At 72.7% G+C, this 19,266-nt stretch carries 21 protein-coding genes; 10 read left to right on the forward strand and 11 right to left on the reverse strand.

The genetic code is table 11. From position 1 onward, the window contains the following. Window positions 1-134: 134 nt before the first annotated feature. The 3 genes from ACPA54_RS17885 to ACPA54_RS17895 all read right to left on the reverse strand — a co-directional run bounded on the left by ACPA54_RS17885 (window position 135) and on the right by ACPA54_RS17895 (window position 2,327). Window positions 135-860: a methyltransferase domain-containing protein gene (locus ACPA54_RS17885; protein ID WP_423530886.1), complete on the reverse strand. Its 726-nt coding sequence runs from the start codon at window positions 858-860 to the stop codon at window positions 135-137. Then, window positions 857-1,549: a TIGR04282 family arsenosugar biosynthesis glycosyltransferase gene (locus ACPA54_RS17890; protein ID WP_423531292.1), complete on the reverse strand. Its 693-nt coding sequence runs from the start codon at window positions 1,547-1,549 to the stop codon at window positions 857-859. Before ACPA54_RS17890 ends, ACPA54_RS17885 begins: the two co-directional genes overlap by 4 nt. 79 nt (window positions 1,550-1,628) lie before the next feature. Continuing rightward, a complete protein-coding gene (locus tag ACPA54_RS17895) occupies window positions 1,629-2,327 on the reverse strand; it encodes a glycosyltransferase family 2 protein (RefSeq protein ID WP_423530888.1) in 699 nt (232 codons plus the stop codon). 175 nt (window positions 2,328-2,502) lie between these two features. Here ACPA54_RS17895 and ACPA54_RS17900 point away from each other — a divergent pair, with 175 nt between their 5' ends. Further along, window positions 2,503-3,216: a response regulator transcription factor gene (locus tag ACPA54_RS17900; RefSeq protein ID WP_423530890.1), complete on the forward strand. Its 714-nt coding sequence runs from the start codon at window positions 2,503-2,505 to the stop codon at window positions 3,214-3,216. A 12-nt stretch (window positions 3,217-3,228) separates the two neighbouring features. Further along, complete coding sequence (locus ACPA54_RS17905; RefSeq protein ID WP_423531294.1) at window positions 3,229-4,359, forward strand: sensor histidine kinase; 1,131 nt, start codon at window positions 3,229-3,231, stop codon at window positions 4,357-4,359. A gap of 33 nt (window positions 4,360-4,392) precedes the next feature. Here the strand turns inward: ACPA54_RS17905 and ACPA54_RS17910 are convergent, their stop codons facing one another. Next, window positions 4,393-5,454, reverse strand: coding sequence for an NAD-dependent epimerase/dehydratase family protein (locus ACPA54_RS17910; RefSeq protein ID WP_423530892.1), 1,062 nt, complete (start codon window positions 5,452-5,454; stop codon window positions 4,393-4,395). 509 nt (window positions 5,455-5,963) lie between these two features. Between ACPA54_RS17910 and ACPA54_RS17915 the strand changes: the two genes are divergently transcribed. From ACPA54_RS17915 to ACPA54_RS17930, 4 genes are all read left to right on the forward strand, one after another. Further along, on the forward strand, window positions 5,964-6,221 hold the full coding sequence (locus ACPA54_RS17915) for a hypothetical protein (protein WP_423530894.1): 258 nt from the start codon (window positions 5,964-5,966) through the stop codon (window positions 6,219-6,221). A gap of 91 nt (window positions 6,222-6,312) precedes the next feature. After that, the gene (locus ACPA54_RS17920; protein ID WP_423530896.1) at window positions 6,313-6,882 is read left to right on the forward strand and encodes a DinB family protein; all 570 of its coding nucleotides are present in this window, start codon (window positions 6,313-6,315) and stop codon (window positions 6,880-6,882) included. A gap of 163 nt (window positions 6,883-7,045) precedes the next feature. After that, entirely contained in the window at window positions 7,046-7,735 is a 690-nt protein-coding gene (locus ACPA54_RS17925) for a hypothetical protein (RefSeq protein WP_423530898.1), read from the forward strand. Window positions 7,736-7,925: 190 nt separating this feature from the next. Then, window positions 7,926-8,579, forward strand: coding sequence for a class F sortase (locus ACPA54_RS17930; protein ID WP_423530900.1), 654 nt, complete (start codon window positions 7,926-7,928; stop codon window positions 8,577-8,579). A gap of 31 nt (window positions 8,580-8,610) precedes the next feature. Here ACPA54_RS17930 and ACPA54_RS17935 read toward each other — a convergent pair whose 3' ends face one another. Further along, window positions 8,611-10,647: a WD40 repeat domain-containing serine/threonine protein kinase gene (locus tag ACPA54_RS17935; RefSeq protein WP_423530902.1), complete on the reverse strand. Its 2,037-nt coding sequence runs from the start codon at window positions 10,645-10,647 to the stop codon at window positions 8,611-8,613. Between the two features lie 159 nt (window positions 10,648-10,806). Between ACPA54_RS17935 and ACPA54_RS17940 the strand changes: the two genes are divergently transcribed. Further along, on the forward strand, window positions 10,807-11,076 hold the full coding sequence (locus tag ACPA54_RS17940; protein WP_423530904.1) for a hypothetical protein: 270 nt from the start codon (window positions 10,807-10,809) through the stop codon (window positions 11,074-11,076). 59 nt (window positions 11,077-11,135) lie between these two features. Here ACPA54_RS17940 and ACPA54_RS17945 read toward each other — a convergent pair whose 3' ends face one another. The 6 genes from ACPA54_RS17945 to ACPA54_RS17970 form a co-directional block, all read right to left on the reverse strand. Next, window positions 11,136-11,861, reverse strand: a complete 726-nt coding sequence (locus ACPA54_RS17945; protein WP_423530906.1) for a hypothetical protein — start codon at window positions 11,859-11,861, stop codon at window positions 11,136-11,138. Continuing rightward, window positions 11,858-12,610: a TauD/TfdA dioxygenase family protein gene (locus ACPA54_RS17950; RefSeq protein WP_423530908.1), complete on the reverse strand. Its 753-nt coding sequence runs from the start codon at window positions 12,608-12,610 to the stop codon at window positions 11,858-11,860. The genes ACPA54_RS17945 and ACPA54_RS17950 overlap by 4 nt, the downstream gene beginning before the upstream one ends. A 98-nt stretch (window positions 12,611-12,708) precedes the next feature. Then, window positions 12,709-13,218 (reverse strand): nitroreductase family deazaflavin-dependent oxidoreductase, encoded by a 510-nt coding sequence (locus ACPA54_RS17955; RefSeq protein ID WP_423530909.1) that lies wholly within the window; start codon window positions 13,216-13,218, stop codon window positions 12,709-12,711. Between the two features lie 133 nt (window positions 13,219-13,351). Continuing rightward, window positions 13,352-14,110, reverse strand: coding sequence for an SDR family NAD(P)-dependent oxidoreductase (locus tag ACPA54_RS17960; protein WP_423530911.1), 759 nt, complete (start codon window positions 14,108-14,110; stop codon window positions 13,352-13,354). Next, window positions 14,107-15,135 carry a phosphotransferase family protein gene (locus ACPA54_RS17965; RefSeq protein ID WP_423530912.1) on the reverse strand — a complete coding sequence of 343 codons (1,029 nt, stop codon included), beginning with the start codon at window positions 15,133-15,135 and terminating at the stop codon, window positions 14,107-14,109. Before ACPA54_RS17965 ends, ACPA54_RS17960 begins: the two co-directional genes overlap by 4 nt. Further along, window positions 15,132-16,325 (reverse strand): acyl-CoA dehydrogenase family protein, encoded by a 1,194-nt coding sequence (locus ACPA54_RS17970; RefSeq protein WP_423530914.1) that lies wholly within the window; start codon window positions 16,323-16,325, stop codon window positions 15,132-15,134. Before ACPA54_RS17970 ends, ACPA54_RS17965 begins: the two co-directional genes overlap by 4 nt. 141 nt (window positions 16,326-16,466) lie before the next feature. On the opposite strand from ACPA54_RS17970, the gene ACPA54_RS17975 reads away from it, so the two are divergent. The 3 genes from ACPA54_RS17975 (at window position 16,467) to ACPA54_RS17985 (ending at window position 18,991) form a co-directional block, all read left to right on the forward strand. Further along, window positions 16,467-17,051, forward strand: coding sequence for a TetR/AcrR family transcriptional regulator (locus tag ACPA54_RS17975; protein WP_423530916.1), 585 nt, complete (start codon window positions 16,467-16,469; stop codon window positions 17,049-17,051). 122 nt (window positions 17,052-17,173) lie between these two features. After that, a complete protein-coding gene (locus ACPA54_RS17980) occupies window positions 17,174-17,902 on the forward strand; it encodes a FadR/GntR family transcriptional regulator (protein ID WP_423530918.1) in 729 nt (242 codons plus the stop codon). Between the two features lie 90 nt (window positions 17,903-17,992). Beyond that, window positions 17,993-18,991 carry a hypothetical protein gene (locus tag ACPA54_RS17985; RefSeq protein ID WP_423530920.1) on the forward strand — a complete coding sequence of 333 codons (999 nt, stop codon included), beginning with the start codon at window positions 17,993-17,995 and terminating at the stop codon, window positions 18,989-18,991. Window positions 18,992-19,266: the final 275 nt, after the last annotated feature.

Here is a 19,266-nt window from a genome sequence, read left to right on the forward strand (position 1 = left end):
GGCGCCCTGCCTTGGTGCTCGGTGCTCGGTGCTCGGTGCTCGGTCCTCGGCCCTGTTCCTTGGTCCTCGGCCCTTGTTCGCCCCTTGGTCCTTCCCGGTCCGGTCGGTTTTGGCCCGGTCGGTTCCGGCGCCGGTCAGTTCCGGTGCAGCGCCACGAACGTCCGCCCGCTGTGCCGCCACGTCTCGGTGGCGGTGAACCCGTGCGCGGGGCCGAGCCGAGTGAGGGCCGCGGAGCCGATGCGGGCCCAGCGGAACGGGCGTCCGCGGCCGCCGCGCGCGTCCTCGACGCGTACCGCGAACCGTTCGTGGACGTCCGCGTCGTCCGGATCGGTTTCGGCGAGCAGGACGCCGCCGCGGCGCAGCAGCGCCGCGACCCGGTCGAGCAGTGCCGCGGGGTGGCCGCCGATCCCGACGTTGCCGTCCGCGAGCAGCGCCCCGGACCAGCGGCCCTCGCCGGGCAGCGGCTCGAACACCGAACGGCGCAGGCAGGCCGCGCCCGTGGCGATGGTCAGCCGGACGGCCTCCCCGGAGACGTCGACGCCCAGGACCGGGATCCCGCGGCGCACCAGCGCGGCGGCCAACCGGCCGGGCCCGCAGCCGATGTCGAGCGTCGGCCCGGTGCAGCGCGCCAGCAGCGACGCGTCGGCGGCATCGGCGGCGGCCTTCCAGCGGGCCACGTCGACCGGAGCGCGGGTGCCGTCGGCGCGGCGTACGTAGAGGTCGCCGCCGGTGCGCAGGGCGGCTTCGTAGGGAGCCGCGGATGCGCCTTCGGTGTCGGCGAGTTCGTCCGCGGCGGGCTCGCGGCGTGCGGGCAGTCGGCCTTCGGGGATCCGGAGGCCGTGCTCTGCGGGGCTCGTCATGCCGTCGCCGCGGCGGTCGCTGTCGCCGTTGTTGTTGCCGTTGCCGACGCCTTCGCCCGGGCGGGGGCGCGGTGCGGCTGCGGGACCGCCGTGCCGGGCAGGAGGCGTCGTGCCAGCCGGGCGGTCCGGGTGCCCGGTGCGGCTGCGGCGACGGCGGCGAAATCGGCGATGTGGTCGATGTCGGTGAGTTCGGGGAGCAGACCGACCCGCAGCCCCGCGCCGGTGAGGCGGGCCAGTTGTGCGGCGCCGGTCCGCGGGGTGGACATCGGGACGCCGAGCAGCAGCGCCGGATCGGGCCGGCGGAGGCCGAGCGCCCAGAACCCGCCGTCCGCGGCGGGCCCGAACCACGCGTCGCTGTCCGTCCAGTCGACGGCGAGCAGGTCGGGCCGCAGCTGTGGCGTGTCCATACCGACCAGCAGCGCGGGCCCGGTGCACAGCCCGAACGCGGCGGCGAGGCGCACGTCGAGCCCGCCGCCCGTCTGCGGCACGACCTCCAGGCCGCACGGGAACCACGGCCGCGGCGGCCCGTCGAGGACCAGCACACGGCGCGCGGCGGGTGCGGCGAGGACGGCGTCGAACGTGTCGGCGAGCGCGGCTTCGGCCACGTCCGCGGCCTGATCGGGCGTCAGGTCCGGGGTGAGCCGGGTCTTGACCCGGCCGGGTACGGGGGTTTTCGCGATGACCAGCAGCGTCGTCCCGGTGGCGGTGGCGGTGGCGGTGGCGCTAGGGGCGGCGGCGGAGGCCGAAGCTGAAGCGGGGGAGCGGCGGTCAGACACGGGCGAGCACCGCGCTCATGTCGCGGACCGCGTGCAGCGTGCCGCGCACGGTGCCGGTGACTTTGGAACGCCCGGTCCGCGGCAGGTACCGCACGTCGGTTTCGCGGATGCGCCAGTCCGCCGCGGCGGCCCGCACCACCATCTCCAGCGGGTACCCGGACCGGCGGTCGGCCAGCCCGAGCGCGAGGAGTGCCTCGCGGCGGGCGGCGCGCATCGGGCCGAGGTCGTGCAGGCGCACCCCGGTCCGCGACCGCAGCTTCCCGGCCAGCACCCGGTTGGCGACCCGGGCGTGCGGCGGCCACGCGCCGAACGTCGCGGGACGCCGTCGGCCCAGCACCAGGTCGGCCTCGCCGTCCCGGACCGGGTCGGCGACGTAGGGGAGCTCGCGCGGGTCGAGGGACGCGTCGCAGTCGCAGAAGCACACCACCGGTGCGGTGGCCGCGACCAGCCCGGCGTGGCATGCGGCGCCGAAGCCGCGCACCGGCTGGTCGACGACCAGCGCGCCGAGCCGGCGGGCCAGGTCGCCGGAGCCGTCCGACGACCCGTTGTCCACGACGATCGCGCGGTAGCCGGGCGGCATGCGGTCCAGGACCCACGGCAGCGCGTCCGCCTCGTCCAGGCACGGAAGCACCACGTCGACCGCGGCGGTGGGCGATACGGCCGCCGGGGCGGCCTCGAGGGGCTTGTCCATGACCGCAACGCTACGGAGCGCGACGGCGGATTCCGGGCTGCGGCGTGCTTACGGAATTCGTACGTCCGGGTGGTCTCCGGCCGGTCGGCCGTCCCGCGGCCCGGGAGTCTTACGGATTGCGAACGGGCCTCGCGGGCGATCCCGACGCGCCTTCCCGGCTCCGTACACTCGCCGCATGTCAGGCACCGTACTCGTGGTCGACGACGATCCGACCGTCGCGGAAGTCGTCGTCGACTACCTCCGCCAGGCCGGATTCCGCACCACTCACGCCGCGGACGGCCCCGCCGCCCTGGCCGCGGCCGGGGAGATCGCCCCCGACCTCGTCGTCCTCGACCTCATGCTGCCCGAAATGGACGGCCTGGAGGTCTGCCGCCGGCTCCGCGCCCGCGGCCCCGTCCCTGTGGTGATGCTGACCGCGCTCGGCGAGGAAAGCGACCGCATCATGGGCCTGGAACTGGGCGCCGACGACTACGTCACCAAACCCTTCAGCCCCCGCGAACTCGTCCTGCGCATCCAATCCGTGCTGCGCCGCGCCGGAACACCCCCCGAGCCGGGGCCCGGCGTGCTGCGCGGCGACGGCATCGAAGTGGACGTGACCGCCCACCGGGTGACCCGGAACGGCAGCGAGCTGTCGCTCACCGCCCGCGAATTCGACCTCCTGTGCTTCTTCCTGCGGCACCCCGGCAGGGTGTTCTCCCGCGACGAACTGATGCACGAGGTGTGGGGCTGGGAGTTCGGCGACCGGTCGACGGTGACGGTGCACGTGCGGCGGCTGCGGGAGAAGGTCGAGGACGATCCGGCGGCGCCGCGGCATCTGGCGACGGTGTGGGGGGTCGGGTACCGGTGGGATGCGGGGCCTGACGCTGCTGCCGCCATGTCGGGTGGGTGACCGGCCGTGCCGCTGAAGGACTTTCTGCTGGTCTGCCTCATCGCGGGGCTGTGCGGCCTTGCGGTCACCGCCGCGGGCATGCTCGCGCTGCGGTGGGCGGGGCGCCGCCCCGTCGCCGTCGCGCTGGGGGCATCGTCGGTGGTGACAGTCGCCGCGATGGCCGCCGGGACGCTCGGCGTCGCGCAAGCCATGTTCCTCTCCGGGCACGACCTCACGGTGATGATGGCGGTCTGCGCGGTGGCCGCGGTCCTGGCGATCGGCGCCGCGGCGGTCCTGGGGCGGCCGGTGGTCGCCGACGTCCGCGCGCTCCAGCAGGCCGCCCACGGCCTCGGCTCGGCCTCGGCCGACGACGAGGCCGCCTACCGGCCACCGCCGCGTCCCTCGGCGATAGCCGAACTCGCCGACTTGAGTGTCGAGTTGGAAAGAACCTCGGCCCGATTGCGGGAAGCCCGGGCCCGGGAACGCGCCGTTGAGCAGTCCCGCCGCGAACTCATCGCCTGGATCTCCCACGACCTGCGCACCCCGCTCGCCGGACTGCGTGCGATGGCCGAGTCGCTGGAAGACGGCGTCGCCGCCGACCCGGCGCGCTACCACCGCCGGATCCGTGTGGAAGTCGACCGGCTCAGCGGCATGGTCGACGACCTGTTCGAACTGTCCCGCATCCAGGCGGGCGCCCTGCAGCTGTCGGTATCCCGGGTGTCCCTGTACGACCTGGTCGGCGACGCGCTCGCGGGGACCGAGGTCCTGGCCCGGTCCCGGGCGGTACGCCTGGAGGACAGCGGCATTGCCGCCGTCCCGGTGCACGTGGACAGCAAGGAGATGTCGCGGGCGCTGACCAACCTGCTGGTGAACGCGATCCGGCACACCCCGTCGGACGGCACGGTCGCCGTGGGCGTGGAACGCCTCGCGGACGACCACGTGCTGGTGACCGTCACCGACGCGTGCGGCGGCATCCCGGAAGACGACCTGCCGCGCGTATTCGACACCGGCTGGCGCGGCTCGCACGCACGCACACCGGGACCGGACGGCGGCGCGGGACTCGGGCTGGCCATCGTGCGCGGGATCGTCGAGGCACATCGCGGGACGGTCGACGTGGTGAATGTGGGCGGCGGGTGCCGGTTCGAGATGCGGTTGCCGGCGTGACCTGGTGTGTCCGTGTCAGTTGCTGCGCCTGCTTCAGCGGAGGGGTGCGGCGGCGAACTCCCGCATACCGTCCTCGAAGGCCACCCGAGGCCGCCAGTCCAGCTCGGTTTCCAGGCGGGCGGGTGACGCGGTGATGTGCCGGACGTCGCCGAGCCGGAACTGGCCGGTGACGACCGGGGTGGGGCCACCGTGCGCCTCGGCGAGGGCCGCGGCCATCTGCCCGACGGTGTGCGGGCGTCCGGTGCCGGCGTTGTAGGCGCGGAAGCCGGATCCGTCCGGGCTTGCGCTGCCCTCGGTGGTCGCGCGGGTGAGCGCGGCGACGTTGGCCGCGGCGATGTCCGAGACATGGATGAAGTCGCGCCGCTGGCCGCCGTCTTCGAACACGCGCGGGGCGATGCCCGCGGCCAGCGCCGACCGGAAGATCGACGCGACACCGGAGTACGGCGTATCGCGGGGCATCCGCGGCCCGTACACGTTGTGATAGCGCAGCGACGTCGCCGTACCTCCGACGGTACGCGCCCACGCCGCGGCCAAGTGCTCCTGCGCCAGCTTGGTCGCGGCATACACGTTGCGCGGATCCGGCGCCGCGTCCTCGCCGACCTGCCCCGGCGCCAACTCCGCGCCGCAGCGCGGACAACGCGGTTCGAACCGACCCGCGGACAGATCCGCGGCCGGCCGCGGACCGGGCACGACGGCGCCGTGCTCGCCGCAGGTGTAGCGGCCTTCGCCGTACACGACCATCGACCCGGCGAGCACGAGCCGATCCACTCCGGCGCGGGCCATCGCGGCGAGCAGGACCGCGGTGCCCAGGTCGTTGCAGCCGACGTAGTCCGGCGCGTCGTCGAGGTCGAGCCCGAGACCGACCATCGCCGCCTGGTGGCTGACCGCGTCCACACCGCGCAGCGCCTCCGCGACGGTCTCGGAATCGCGGACGTCCCCCTCCCGGAACTCCACGTCCCCCGGCATCGTCGGACGGCTCCGGTGGACGGCGGGCAGCAACGCGTCGAGCACCCGCACCTCGTGGCCCGCGGCGAGCAGGGCCTCGCAGACATGCGATCCGATGAACCCGGCACCGCCGGTGACCAGAACCTTCATGGACGCGACGCTAGGCCCGAATCGGGGGCGAGGGGTGTAGGCGGGGCGGGACGTCACGGGTCCGTAAGGCGTTCGGATCAGCGGGCGAGCACGCGTTCCGACACCTGGGTGGTGAGCGGCCGCTCCTCGCGGTCAGCACGTAGACGACCGCGGCAGCTGTCCGCGAAGCTGGGGCAATGCCGGGGCAACAGAAGAGGAAGCGCAAGAAGCAGGACGAGTACAGGCGGTTCGCGGCCCGCACCGCACCTGGTACGGGCCGCTGGGTAGTCGTTCTTGAGACGCAAGACGCGTCGGAATGGCGTGACCGGTTCAGCCGCCTGCGGTCCGGAGAGGACCAGATCGACTGGTCGAGGACCCGCATCGACATGCTCTGCGGTCGCGGCACGTACCCGACTACCCACCGACTGAGTCTGTTCGTCCCGGACGACGAGTGCGCGGGCATCAGCGCGTCGAACCTGACCAGCGCCTGCCTGCGACGGGGAATTCCACCACCGCCTCGCGGAGGCCACATGATCCGCATCGAACGACTCGACGGGCCCCACGCCGCCGAAGCCGAAGACGCCATCCGGCTCGTCTACGCCGAAGCCTTTGCCGAACCCCCCTACACCAAGACCTCCGTCGACGTCGACGCCAACTTCCGCCGCTTCCGTTCGCAGACCAGGAAGCCCACCTTCCGGGCCCCGCTGGCCCGGACCGAGGAGGACGACGAACCCATCGGCATCGCCTACGGCTACGCACTGGCGGACTACCGCTCGGCCGCGATGTAGCTGCCCGGCAGCTGCGGGCACAAAAGCCACCGTCCGCCATACCGGTCGAGAGCGGATATTCCGCTGGCGTCCGCAAAGCCCGCGGCGAAGGATGGCGGGCATGAGCCACGAGCCCGAGCGATGGACCCAGGCCACTGTCTACCCCGACATGTGGATGGATCCCGACGACGACCCGCGCAGCGAGACCGCCCCGGAGGGCGAGCGGGCCACGCTGCTGGACTATCTCGCGAACTTCCGGATGACGCTTCTCCTCAAGTGCGACGGCCTCGGCCCGGAGCAGTTGGCGCGGCGGTCGGTGCCGCCGTCGACGATGTCGTTGCTCGGTTTGCTGCGGCATCTCGCCGAGGTCGAGGTGGACTGGCGGAACTGGATCACCGAGGGTACTGATCCGCTGCCGAAGCTGTACGGCGCGAGGGGTGCGGACTTCGACGGCGTGGCCGAGGCCGACCAGGCGATGGTGGACGCTGCCTACCGCGACCTGGCGCGGGAGCAGGCCGCGACCGATGCCGCGGTGGCCGGGTTCGCCGACCTGGGTGCGAAGGTGGGCCGGGACCAGGTCGTGGTGCGGGAGCTGATGGTGCACCGGATCGAGGAGTACGCCCGGCACTGCGGCCATGCCGACCTGCTGCGCGAGTGCATCGACGGCCGCGTGGGGCAATAGCGGGAACGGGCAAAGCAAGCGGGCGGTGTGTGCGGACCTGCCCCCGTGCGGCGGCAGGCCGATTCGGTGATCCTCGTGCCCGCTCCTCCATCCGACGGAACTCGTGCGTGTCGCCGTGTCCTCTGCCGATCCACGGGTGGCGTGAATCGGATAGTCGGCCTGTATGACCAAGCCGGGGGCCCGCCGACAGGAGCACCACGTGATCACCGACATCCGTCCCCGAGAGCCCCGACGTCCGCGACGTCCCCGACACGCCCGCGCGATCCGCCGCAGACGGCTGGCCGCCGCGGTCGTGGGTGCTGCCGCCTTCGCTCCGGTCGTGCTGTTCCCGGCGGTTGCCTCGGCGGCGCCCGGGGACAACGGCGACGTCAAGATCCACGCGACGACCACGCCGGTGGACGACGAACGGAACGAACCCAAGGTCTGCCGCTTCTACCTGGATGCGTTCAATTTCGACACGCTCCAGCAGGTCGGCTGGACGATCGACCCGCAGCCCGCCAACAGCGGCACCGGGCACCTCGAAGGCACCATCACGCTGCTCGACGGCACCGGCCACACCGCCGCGCTGTCGCTGCCCAACGGGCAGTACAAGCTCACCTGGACGTTCGAAGGCGAGAACGGCGCCGGCAAGCACAAGGTTTTCAAGGTCTCGTGTGTGACCCCGCCGCCGAACACGCCGACCAACACCGACGTCTTCGGCAACGTCGTGCCCGCGGGCGGCGCCGACACCGGTGTGGGCAGCACCGTCTCGGGCTCGGACCCGGTGAAGGCGGTCGGTGGCGTGGCGATCGCGGCGGCCGCGCTCGGCGGCGGCGTCTGGCTGCTGCGGCGCGGGCGGCGCAGCGACGGCTGACGAGGAACACCGCGTAGTGACGCCTGGATCGGCCCCGCGCCGTCCGCGCCCGGGAAGGCCGCCGGCGCGCCCCGTGACCCGGGCGCGGCGGCGGCCTTCGCCGCGCCGCGGGCGGCCCGACCGCGTTCGGCTCACGCGCCGCGGGCGCCGGAACGGGCTGAGGCTCACCCGCCGCGGCCGACTCGCCGTGGTGGGGCTCGTCCTGGTGACCGTGTGCTTCGGGGGCAGCCTGGCCGTCGACGGGTTCACCGCGCACGGCGGTCCGCCCGCGCCGAGCACCGGCGTACGGCCGCCCGGCCCGGACAGCGCGGCGCCGATGGCCCCGGCGAGTGCGGCCGGCGAGATGCGGCCCGCTCCGCCGATGGCGGCATCGCCGCCGACGCGGATCAGCATCCCGATGGTGCGCGTCGAGGCGCCGGTCGGGACGGTGGGCCTCACGGCCGACGGCACGGTCGCCGCGCCGCCGCCGGACAACGCGAACTTGGCGGCCTGGTACACGGGTTCGCCGACCCCGGGGGCGCTCGGCACGGCCGTCGTGGTCGGCCACGTCGACGCGAAGGGCGGCCGGGCGGTGTTCTACGACATCGCGACGCTGCACAAGGGCACCACGATCCGGGTCGCCCGCCAGGACGGCAGCACCGCGGTGTTCACGGTGTACGGGATCCAGGTCTTCAAGAAAGCCGACTTCCCCGTCGAACGGGTCTACGGCGGCACGGGTTTCGCCGAACTCCGCATCCTGACGTGCGGCGGCAAGTACGACAAGAAGCAGGGCTACACGGGCAATGTGGTGGTCTTTGCCCGGCTGACGGGGGAAGGACCGCCGGGGCAGAGCATGCATACGTGAGACCGGGGTGGGCGGTGTGTCGCCGCCCCGGTCATCGGACCCGGTTCCACATCCGCGTCGTTCCGTCGAGGCCACCACTGGCTATGAGGGTGCCGTCAGGGCTGACGGCGACCGCGCGCACGTCGTCGGTGTGCCCGGTCAGCGTGGCGACGCGTCGGCCGGAAGGGACGTCCCACAGCACCACGTTGCCGTCGTCGCCGCCGGTGACCAGCACGGTGCTGTCAGGGGTGAAGGCCACCGACGCGGTCCACTTGTGCGCGAGCGTGGCCGTGATTGTCCAGGTGCCGACGTCCCACAGCCGGGTGGCATCGCCGCAGCCTGCGGCCAAGAACCTGCCGTCGGGGCTGAAGGCCAACTCGGACACGCTGCGGGTGGGCTCGGTGAGGAGGGCGACCTGTTCGCGTGTGCCGACATGCCACACGCGCACGCTGCAGTCCGCGCCGCCGGAGGCCACGAGCTTGCCGTCCGGGCTGAACGCCACCGAGTACAGCTCGTTGTTGTGGTCCGCTCCCGACAAGCTGTCGACCGGCTCTCGGGTGATCACGCTCCAGAGTTGGAGCCGGTAGCCGTTGGCGCCGGCCAGGAGCGTGCCGTCGGGGCTGAACGCCAGCGAGCAGACGTTGTCGAATTTGAGATCGAGGGTGGCGAAGAGCGAGCGCGTGGCGACGTCCCACAACCGCACCTGCGTGCCGACGTCGACGCTTGCGACGAGCTTGCCGTCCGGGCTGAAGACGGCCGACTGTACTTGGTCGCCGTGTCCGGTCAGAGTGGCGGCCACGGAACGGCTTGCGAGGTCCCACAGCCGGATCGCGTAGTCCGCGCCCGCGGTGGTGTGGAACACGCCGCCCGCGGTCGCGAGTGTGCGCCCGTCGGGGCTGAACGCGACGGACAGGACGGGGTCGCTGTTCGCGGTCAGCCGGAACAACGATGTGTCCTTGGTTGCGCCGCCCGCGCACCGATCGAGGACAAGGCCGCCTGCGGCCGCGGCCAGGGCCGCACCGCCGCCGATGAGGACCGTGCGTCGGGACGGCGCGCGTCCGGGCGAAGCCGAAGGGGTGCCGGGTGCCGGCTCGGTGGGATGCGGTGGAGGAGGCGCAGAAGGGAGCGTGGGCGTGGCTCGTGGGTTGGGGACCGTCACGGCGGCTCGGGCCGGGGCGGCGCCGGGGGTGGTGCGCGGCGCGCGGCGCGCGGCGGGCGTCGTCGCCGCACCGGTCGTGGCACTCGCCGCGTTCGAGGCGGGGCGCCCCGCCGCGTCCGGCAGTCCGCGGAGCAGCCTCAACGACTCCTCGGCATCCGGCCGTTGCCGCGCCTCCTTGGCCATCAGCGCCACCAAGACCTCAGCCAGCGGCCCGGCATGCGGAGCCTCGGGCAGGGGGGCCGTCAGGACGGCGGTGAGGACGGCGGTCAACGTCGGGCCGTCGAAGGGCGGCCGGCCTTCCACGGCCGTGAACAGCGTGGCGCCCAAGGCCCACAGGTCGGTGGCCGGTTCGACCGGTCGGCCTTCGAGTTGCTCCGGGGACATGTAGTGCGGCGTGCCGATCACCGCGTGCGTGCTGGTGAGTTGGCCGACGTCGTCGAGGACCCGGGCGATGCCGAAGTCGGTGAGGAGGACACGGCCGCCGGCCATCAGCACGTTGTCCGGCTTCAGATCGCGGTGCACCACCCCGGCCGTGTGGGCGTGGGCGAGCGCGTCGGCCAGGTCGGCGCCGATCACCGCGGCTCGCCGCCAGTCGACCGGGCCCTGCTCGGCGAGGTGCGCGGCGAGCGAGCGGCCGCGGACCAGTTCCATGACGATCCACGGCGCTCCGTCGTGCTCGGCCACGTCGAACACCGTGACGATGCCGGGGTGCTGGAGCCGTGCGGTGGCTTTCGCCTCACGCGTGGTGCGGGCGGTCAGCCGGTTGCGCATCTCGTCCGACAGACCCGCGGGGAACAGGACTTCCTTGACCGCCACATCGCGGTCCAGGACGTCGTCGTGGCCGCGCCACACCCGGCCCATGCCGCCTTGGCCCACCGGCTCGACCAGCCGGTACCGTCCGCCGATCAACAGCCCCGCGGTCCCCGTCACGGCGATCACCCTAGCCAAGCCCGCGCCACCGACGGGAAGTGTGAAGCGCCCGCTGTCCGGTCGCCGCGGATTTGTGCGCGGTCCGAACGCCGCCGACGCGTGTTCCGTGCGAAGCGGGGCAGTCGATCGTGAGGGGGCGAACCGGAAAGGGGAACCGACATGCGGCGTCCGACCGCACGTTTCCAGTACGTGCGCCGAGAGCCGGGCCTCGGCGAGTACCTGGCGATGACCATCCCGATGCTGGTGCTTGCCGCGGTCGGCTACGTGGTTCTGCTGGTGCTCCTCGGAGTTGCCGGTGCGGGCGGCGCGGCGGTGGTGTGGCTGTGCGGATTCCTGCTGCTCGGCGGGATCACGCACGGACGGCCGCCGCTCGCCCTGCTGCGCTGGGGCTGGCTGATCGCCGGGGCATTGGTCGTACTGACTACGTAACGCGTTGGTCGTGCTGACGACGCCACGGGACCGGCCGTCCGCCAAAGAGCCCTCAGGCCTCAGCCCGCCCCCAGCGCCCGCGCGAGCATCCCCGTCACCAACCGCACGAAGCCGTCGTGATCGGGTGCGATCTTCCTCTCCCCGCCGTGGACTTCGGCGGCCGGTTCGCCGTCCGCGCCCTCGTCGATCCGCCGGGCCCGGTCGGCCATCACCGCGGCATGCATCTGGACGGCGAGGGCGAGGCGTTCGTCGATGTCGGACACGCCGGAGCGGTCGAGGTGGTCCCGGAGCAAGGCCAAGGTGCGCACGACGGCGGGCGGGGCCGCGGGCGCGCCCGAGCGGACTTGGGCCAGGTGGGACACCTGCGGGAGCAGGCGCAGGTAGTCGCGGCCTTGTGCGGTGTGCAGTTCCTCGGCCGCGGGGCTGACGAGGAGGTCGACGATGACGGCCAGTTCGGCGTGCGGGCGGCCGTCGTCGGTGCCGGGGGGTGCGTAGCGTTCGTGGAACACGTCGAGGGCCACGGCTCGGCGGGCGTCGACCTGTTGGCCGTGGCGTGCGGTGACCGCCAGGGCGAGTTCGAGGACGGAGCCGAAGTGGTAGCGCACCGCGGACTTGTTGCGTTGGGCGGCGGCGTCCTGGATCTGCGTCACCGGGACGCCGAGGCCGTGCCGGGCGATCAGCCGGGCGCCGCTGCTCAGCAGCGCCTCGCGGGTGTCGGCGGCGTCGGCCCGGGGCTGCCGGGTGCGGGTGGGCGTACCCGGGGCGACGCGCGAGTCGGCGGTCACGCGGCGGGCGCGAAGATCGTGACGCGGTGCAGGACGCGCTTGGCGGTGCCGTAGTCGTTGACGGCGTAGTGCTGCGTGCAGCGGTTGTCCCACAGGGCGGCGTCGCCGGGCGTCCACGTCCACCGCACGGTGTTCTCCGGGCGTTCGGCGTGGTCGCACAGCATGCGGAGCAGTCCGGTGCTTTCGATCGAGGACATGCCTTCGAAGCGGGTGGTCCAGCCGCGGTTGACGAACAGAGCGCGGCGTCCGGTCACCGGGTGGGTGATGACGGCCGGGTGGGTGTGCTCGCCGGTGGACGGCGGACGGCCGTGCACGGCGCGCAGGCCGTCGACGAGGGTGCGGACCGGCTCGGACAGCGTCTCGTAGGCGCGGTACTGGTCGAGCCACATGGTGTCGCCGCCGCGTTCCGGGCAGGTGCGCATCGACAACAGCGCGCCGGTGGGCGGAGTTTCGGCCCAGGTGACGTCGGTGTGCCAGGCGTTGGCGCGTTCCTTGTCGGCGTCGATCTCGAGGATCTCGCCGTGCGCGCCGAGCACGGTCTGCTGCCGGTGGTCGTCGGCGCGGCCGGGACTGGTGGCCGCGAGGTTGCCGAAGAGGGAGCCGAGGGCGATCAGCCGCTCGTCGTCCAGGTGGGCCTGCGGGAAGAACAGGACTTGGTGCCGCATCCACGCGTCGTTGAGCTGCGCGGCGACGGCGCCGTCGAACGTCTCGGGCAGTCCGGTGACGACGGCGCCGAGCGCCTGCGGCATCGGCGTGATGGTGGGGGACGCAGGGGACACAGTGCCGGCCTCCGGAAGTTAAGGAAATTCCTGATGTCTCCGGAGGGTGGCACGGGTGTGTGACCGAGTCAAGAGACCTTGGGCTCGACCGCCTCGACCGCCTCGACCGCCTCGACCGCCTCGACCGGTTCCGTCGGCTCCAGGACGAACAGCGGGATCTGCCGGTCGGTGTTGCGCTGGTACACGGCGTAGTCCGGGTACGCCTCGACCGCGCGCGCCCACCACAGTTCCTTCTCCGCGCCGGACGCCTCGTGGGCGCGGTACGTGCGCGTGACCGTGCCGTCCTGCAGCTCGACGACGGGCTCCGCGGCCACGGAGGCGTACCAGTGGGGGTTCTCCGGCATGCCGCCCTTCGAGGCGACCGCGGCGTACCGGCCGTCGTGTTCGACGCGCATGACCGGCGTCTTGCGAAGCTTGCCGGTCTTGGCTCCGCGGTACGTCATGAGCACGGTCGGCAGGCCCTGGATCGTCACGCCGTCGGTGGTGCCGGTGTCGATGATCCGAGCGACGTGGTCGCGGACCCAGTCGAGAGCGCTGGGCTCGAAGCCGGCGGTGTCGTCGGCGCGGGTGATGGGCATGGCGGGGCTCCTCGCTCTTGGTTATGCGCATAACTATTATGCGCATAACTATCGAGCCTTGGCGAGCCCCGCCGCGGCCTCGGCCCCGCACCCACCGCGGCCCCGCCCCAGCCCACCCCCGCTCCACCCAACCTCAGGAGATCGTCAGCCCCCCGTCCACCGTCAGCGTCGTGCCGGTCGTGTAGCCGGCGGCGTCGGACGCCAGGAACACCACGGCGGCGGCGAGTTCGCGCGCGTCGCCCAGGCGGGGGATGGGGAGCCGGGCGATCTGGCCCTCCAGATAGCCGTCCTTGTACTGGTCGGTCATCTCGGACGCGAAGAACCCCGGCGCGATCGCGTTGACCCGGATTCCGCGGCGCGTGCTCCACTGCGCGGCCAAGTCGCGCGTCAGCCCGAGCAGCCCGGCTTTGGACGCCGAATAGGCGGCCTGCGGAAGACCCGCGGTGACGAGCCCGAGCACGCTGGAGATGTTGACGATCGACCCGCCTTCGGGCATGACGTCGGCGGCGGCTTGGGCCATCCAGTAGGCGCCGGAGAGGTTGACGTCCAGAACGGCCCGGAACTGCTCGGGAGTCTCCCGGGCGGCGGGGACCGCAGTGCCGACGCCGGCGTTGTTGACGAGGACCCGGACCGGGCCGAAGTCGGCTGCCGCGGCGGCGAGTTCACGGCACTGCTCGGGTGAGGAAACGTCCGTGCCGACGCACAAGGCCCGACGTCCGGCCTCCTCGACCGATGCGGCGGCCTCCGCGAGGCGGTCGGTACGCCGTGCCGCGAGCACCACATCGGCGCCGGCTTCGGCGAGAGCGCGGGCGAAGACGACGCCCAGGCCGGAGGAGGCGCCGGTGACGATGGCTACGCGGTCGGTCAGACGGAAGGTGTCGAGGATGGTCATGCGTTGCCTCCCAGGACTCGCAACCCGGCTGCCGTCAGCGGCTCCACCGCACTGCCCACCGAACCGAACCCGGTGCCGCGGGTCAGCCCCTGTCGGTGGCGGGCGTGGATCCCTTCGGCGATGACCGCGACCTTGAACAGGCCCAGCGCGGTGTAGAACCCCAGGTCGCGGACGTCGCGGCCGCTCGTGGCCGCGTAGCGATCGGCCAGTCGGTCCGGCGACGGCAATCGCGGGCTCGTCGACGCCGCCGCATCGGCCAGGACCGGGGCGAAGGCCGGGTTGGCGTAGGCCAGATGCAGGCCGAGGTCGGCCAACGGGTCGCCGAGAGTGGCCATCTCCCAGTCGACGACGGCGCGTATGTCCGACGGGTCGTCCGCGGCCAGGATCGCGTTGTCGATGCGGAAGTCGCCGTGCACGATCGACGCGCCGCTCTCCGCCGGGCACGCCTCCGCCAGCCGCGCGTGCAGCTTGTCGACGTCGGGGAGTTCGCGGGTACGGACCCGCTGCCACTGGTCGTGCCAGCGGCGGATCTGCCGGGACAGGTACCCCTCCGCCCGGCCGAAGCCGGCCAAGCCGACCGCGTCGGGGGAGACGGCGTGCAGGCCGGCCAGCGTGTCCACCAGCGCGAACGCGCAATCGGCGATGCGCGCGTCGGGCAGCGCATGAAGGTCTTCGGGGGTCCTGATCACCGCGCCCGCGACGTGGTCGAACACCGCGAACGGAACCCCCAGCACCTCCGCCGGCCCGAACACCACCGCACGCGCCACGGGCACCGCGCTGCCCGCGAGCGCGTCGACGACCCGGTACTCGCGGGCCATGTCGTGCGCCGACGGCGTGACCCCGCCCAGCGGCGGGCGCCGCAGCACCCACGTCCGGTGCCCGTCGGTGAGCCGGTACGTCAGGTTCGACCGCCCGCCGTGCATCAGCTCGGCCCGCAGGCCGCCGTCGAACTCCGGCACGTGGTCGGCGAAGAACCGTTCCAGGGCCGGCAGGTCCAGTCCGTCGACCGTGACCGCCCCGCTCATCGGGCGTCCTCCGCATCCAGCCGGCGCACCACGCGGCGGGCGATCGTCCACCGGTGCGTCTCGGACGGCCCGTCGTAGATCCGGAACGGCCTTACCTCGCGCAGGAACCGCCCGAGCAGCACGTCGCCGGACACCCCGAGCGCGCCGCAGATCTGCAGCGACCGGTCGACGACCCGCCAGACCGCCTCCGCGCAGAACGTCTTCGCGATCGACGTCGAATGCCCGGACGGGCCGCCCAGGTCGAGGTCCGCGCACGCCTGGAGGATCAGGCCGTGTGCGGCGGCGATGTCGATCTCGTTGTCCGCGATCATCTGCTGCGCCATGCCCAGCTCGGCGAGCCGGGAGCCGAACAGTTCGCGGGTGGAGGCGCGCCGGACCGCGATGTCCTGGGCCCGCCGGGCGATGCCGAGCCACCGCATGCAGTGCGTGGCCCTGGCCGGGCCGAGGCGGACGCGCGCGTACGCGAAGCCCTCGTCGACCTCGCCGAGTACCGCGTCGTCCGGCACGACGCAGTTGTCGAACACCATCTCGGCGTGGCCTCCGAAGAGGCTTTCGTCCAGTGTCTCGATGTGCCGGACGATCTTCATGCCCGGGTTGCCCGCGTCGACGAGGAACATCGTCGCCCCGCCCGCCTCGCCCGGCGCCCCCGACGTCCGCGCCATCACGATCGCGAAGCCCGCACCGTCCGCGCCGGTGATGAACCACTTGTGTCCGTCGATACGCCAACCCCCCGGCACCCGCGTGGCCTTCGTGGCGAGCGCGGAGGCGTCCGAGCCCGCGCCCGGGGCCGGTTCGGTCATCGCGAAGCACGAACGCGTCTCGCCCGTCGCGAGCGGACGCAGGTACTGCTCCTTCTGCGCGGGAGTCGCGACGGCCTCCAGCATGTGCATGTTGCCTTCGTCGGGCGCGGCGCAGTTCAGCGCGAGAGGGCCGAGCAGCGAGTAGCCGGCCGCCTCGAACACGAAGGCGCGGTCCCGCATGTCCAGCCCGTGGCCGCCGAACTCCGAGGCGACGTGTGGGGCGAAGACCCCCGCGGCGCGGGCGGCCGCCTGGAGTTCGCACCGCTCGTCGTCGGAGCGAAGCACGCCGCCGTTCGCCTCCTCGACGGGGACGACGGTGTCCCGGACGAACCGCGCGGTGCGCCGCGCCAGTTCGGCCGCGACCGGACCGGGGGTGAGATCGACTGCCATGGAACCCTCCACGCTGACACGTCGGCTAACGGGTATTAGCCGAACATAACAGGAGGCACCGCAAGGCGGCGGGATATTATGAGATGGCCAACACGATGCTTGAGCTAGCAAGAAATAGCTTCCGGAAAGGCAGGGCAATCCGTGTCCGGTTCGCCGCGGTCCGACGACATCCGCGCCGCCGCGCTCGACCTGTTCACCCGGCAGGGCTACGAGGCGACGACCATGGCGGACATCGGCGCCGCCGTCGGCATCCGCGGCCCCAGCCTCTACAAGCACGTCGCCTCCAAGCAGGACCTGCTGGCCGGCCTCATCACCAGGGCGATGAACGACCTGCTCGCACTGCACCGCGCCGCCGTCGCCACCACCGCAGATCCGGTCGAACGGCTGCGCAGGGCCACCGAGGCGCACGTGCGCTACCACGCCCGGCACCGCAAGGAGGCGTTCGTCGGCACCCGCGAGCTGCGCAGCCTTCAGGAGCCGCACCGCTCCGACGTGCTCGCGCTGCGCGCGGCGTACGAGTCGGGCTTCCGCGAACTGGTGAACGCCGGGGTGGAGGCGGGCCGGTTCCGGGTCGCGTCCGCGCGGCTGACGTCGTACGCGATCCTGGACCTCGGCATGGGTGTCGCGGTGTGGTTCCGCGAGGACGGCGAGATCGGCGAGGATGCCGTGGTGTGGGAGTACGGCGAACTCGCGCTGCGCATCGCCGGCGCAGGCCTGCCGGACTGAGCCCCTGCGGCTGCAGGCCTGATAAGGCGACTCATCTTGCGGTCAACGGCAGCAAAGGCCCGGATTCGCTAGGATGAACCCCTGAATAAGTATCCTTTTTCGTGGGAAGGGCGGCACGGCGTATGCAGGAGGGAGGCAGTCAGCGGCTCGCCGAGACGGTGGCCGCGCGGATCGAGAAGGACATCGTCTCGTCGGGCTGGAGCACCGGCACCGTCCTGGGGTCCGAGCGCGAGCTGATCGAGCGGTACGGGGTGAGCCGGGCGGTCTTCCGTGAAGCCGTACGCCTCGTCGAGCACCACCAGATGGCCCGCATGCGGCGCGGCCCCGGCGGTGGCCTCGTCGTCACCGAACCGGACCCGGGAATCGTGCGCGACGCCGCGCGCGTCTATCTGCGCCGCGCGGCGGTCAGCCGCCGGCAACTGTTCGACGCCCGGATGGCCCTCGAACTCGCGGGCGTGACGGCCGCCGCGGAGAAACTCACCGAGCCGGGCATCGCCCGGCTGACCGAATCGCTGGCCACCGAACGGGACTTGATCGACCGCGGCGTCACCCTCGGGCATGCCCGCAACCTGCACAGCGTGATCGCGGAACTCGCGGGGAACCCGGCGCTGACCCTGTTCGTCGAGGTGCTCGCGCAGCTCGACCAGGACATGGTGCAGCAGGAGTGGGAGTCGGGCGAACAGTCCGACGAAGGCCTGCGCGAAGGAGCGCTGCGCTCGCACGAGGCGCACGAGGCGATCGTGGAGGCCATCGTCGGCGGCGACGCCGCGCTCGCCCAGCACCGGATGCGGCGCCACTTGCAGGCAATCGCCGCCCTCCTGGACGACGAAGCGGCCGACGAGCGGGAGTGAGCCGGGTCGGTCCGGCGGCTGCGACCGTCTCGGCGCAAGCGCGCCCGGGGCAGTCCCGGCTTCCGCCGGGCGTGGCGTAGCGTTCGCGAGATGAGCTGTCGGACGGCATTCATCCTCCGTGATGCGGATGGCAGATGCCTGGTCACCGCGGAGAAGCACAGCTGGTGGGATCTCGGCCGTGCGGAGCACGTCGACGGCATGCTGGAGATGATCCGCCGCACCGGCATGCCGACGGACGACGGACGCGCTGCCGACTTCGTCGACGGCTGGCACTGCCGGGCCGTCGCGATCGACATGGTCGAACGCCGTGTGCGCCACTTTCAATGCGGAATGTCCCTGCACAGTGCCGCCCACGCCGACAGCTTCGCGGCGTGGGTCGCGGCGGCCCCGGTGTGGTCGGGCTGGGATGTCGGCTACGCGTGGGGAGGCCGACAGGGGCTTCTCGACGCCGTGCCGCAGGCCGCACCCGCCGTGGCGCCCGACGACCCGGCTCCGGCGGACATCCCGCTCGCCGCCCTGTGTGCGCGCGACGAGTGGTTTGTCGGGTGGGACGCCGGGCGGTCCGAGATCACCGTGAAGTATGCGGAGTCTTCCGCGGATTGGTTCCATTCCGGCTGCTCGGTCGTCAGTGTCGTCCGGCCCGACAACGTGGTGCTGGACTACCGCCTGGAGTACTGGGACGTCGCCGGCTGGCTCACCCGCCACGGCGAGGCGGTGGTTCCGGCGCTGTCGGCCGAAGCCCCGTACCCGCTGCCCGACGAATCCACCATCGGCCGAAGCGCGGGCGCGGTCCTCGACACGGCATCCCGGCGTCTGCGCTATTGGACGGCGGACGCGGTTCCCCCGGCCGCGCAGGAGCGGCTGGTAGCCGCATGGCCGGGGTGGCGCACGGAACGCCTGCCCTACGGCTACCCGGGCCACTTGGCCTGCACGGGCCGGACGGACCACGACGTCCTCAGTTCACCTGAGCAACTCCGCGGCGGAGGCTGGGACGATGCCCTCCTCGCCCACCGGGACGCGGGCCGCCGACGGTTGGCGGTCCCCGCCGACACCCTGCGTGCCTGCCGCATCGTGGTGGTGGACGACTGAGGCAGCCGAACGCCCCCTCACCCCACCGCGACAGGCCGCAGCGGTGACCCCGCAGCTGGGTGCCCCGCCGGGACAGCAACTGCGGTGGCCCATCGGCAGGGTGTGTCGGCGGGACGCGGAAGCCGTCCCACTTCGGCTCGAAGACTCCGGCAGCGGTCAGCCTGTAGACCGGCGCCGCCAATATCGGCTCCGCAGGCACCCGCATCGTCATGACGGGCCGCTACCACCTGCGGATCTGCCTCATGCACGGTCACGCCGTCGATGAGGCTCCCGAT

Source organism: Uniformispora flossi, from assembly GCF_049534875.1.
In the GTDB taxonomy this organism is placed as follows: domain Bacteria; phylum Actinomycetota; class Actinomycetes; order Streptomycetales; family Streptomycetaceae; genus Yinghuangia; species Yinghuangia aomiensis.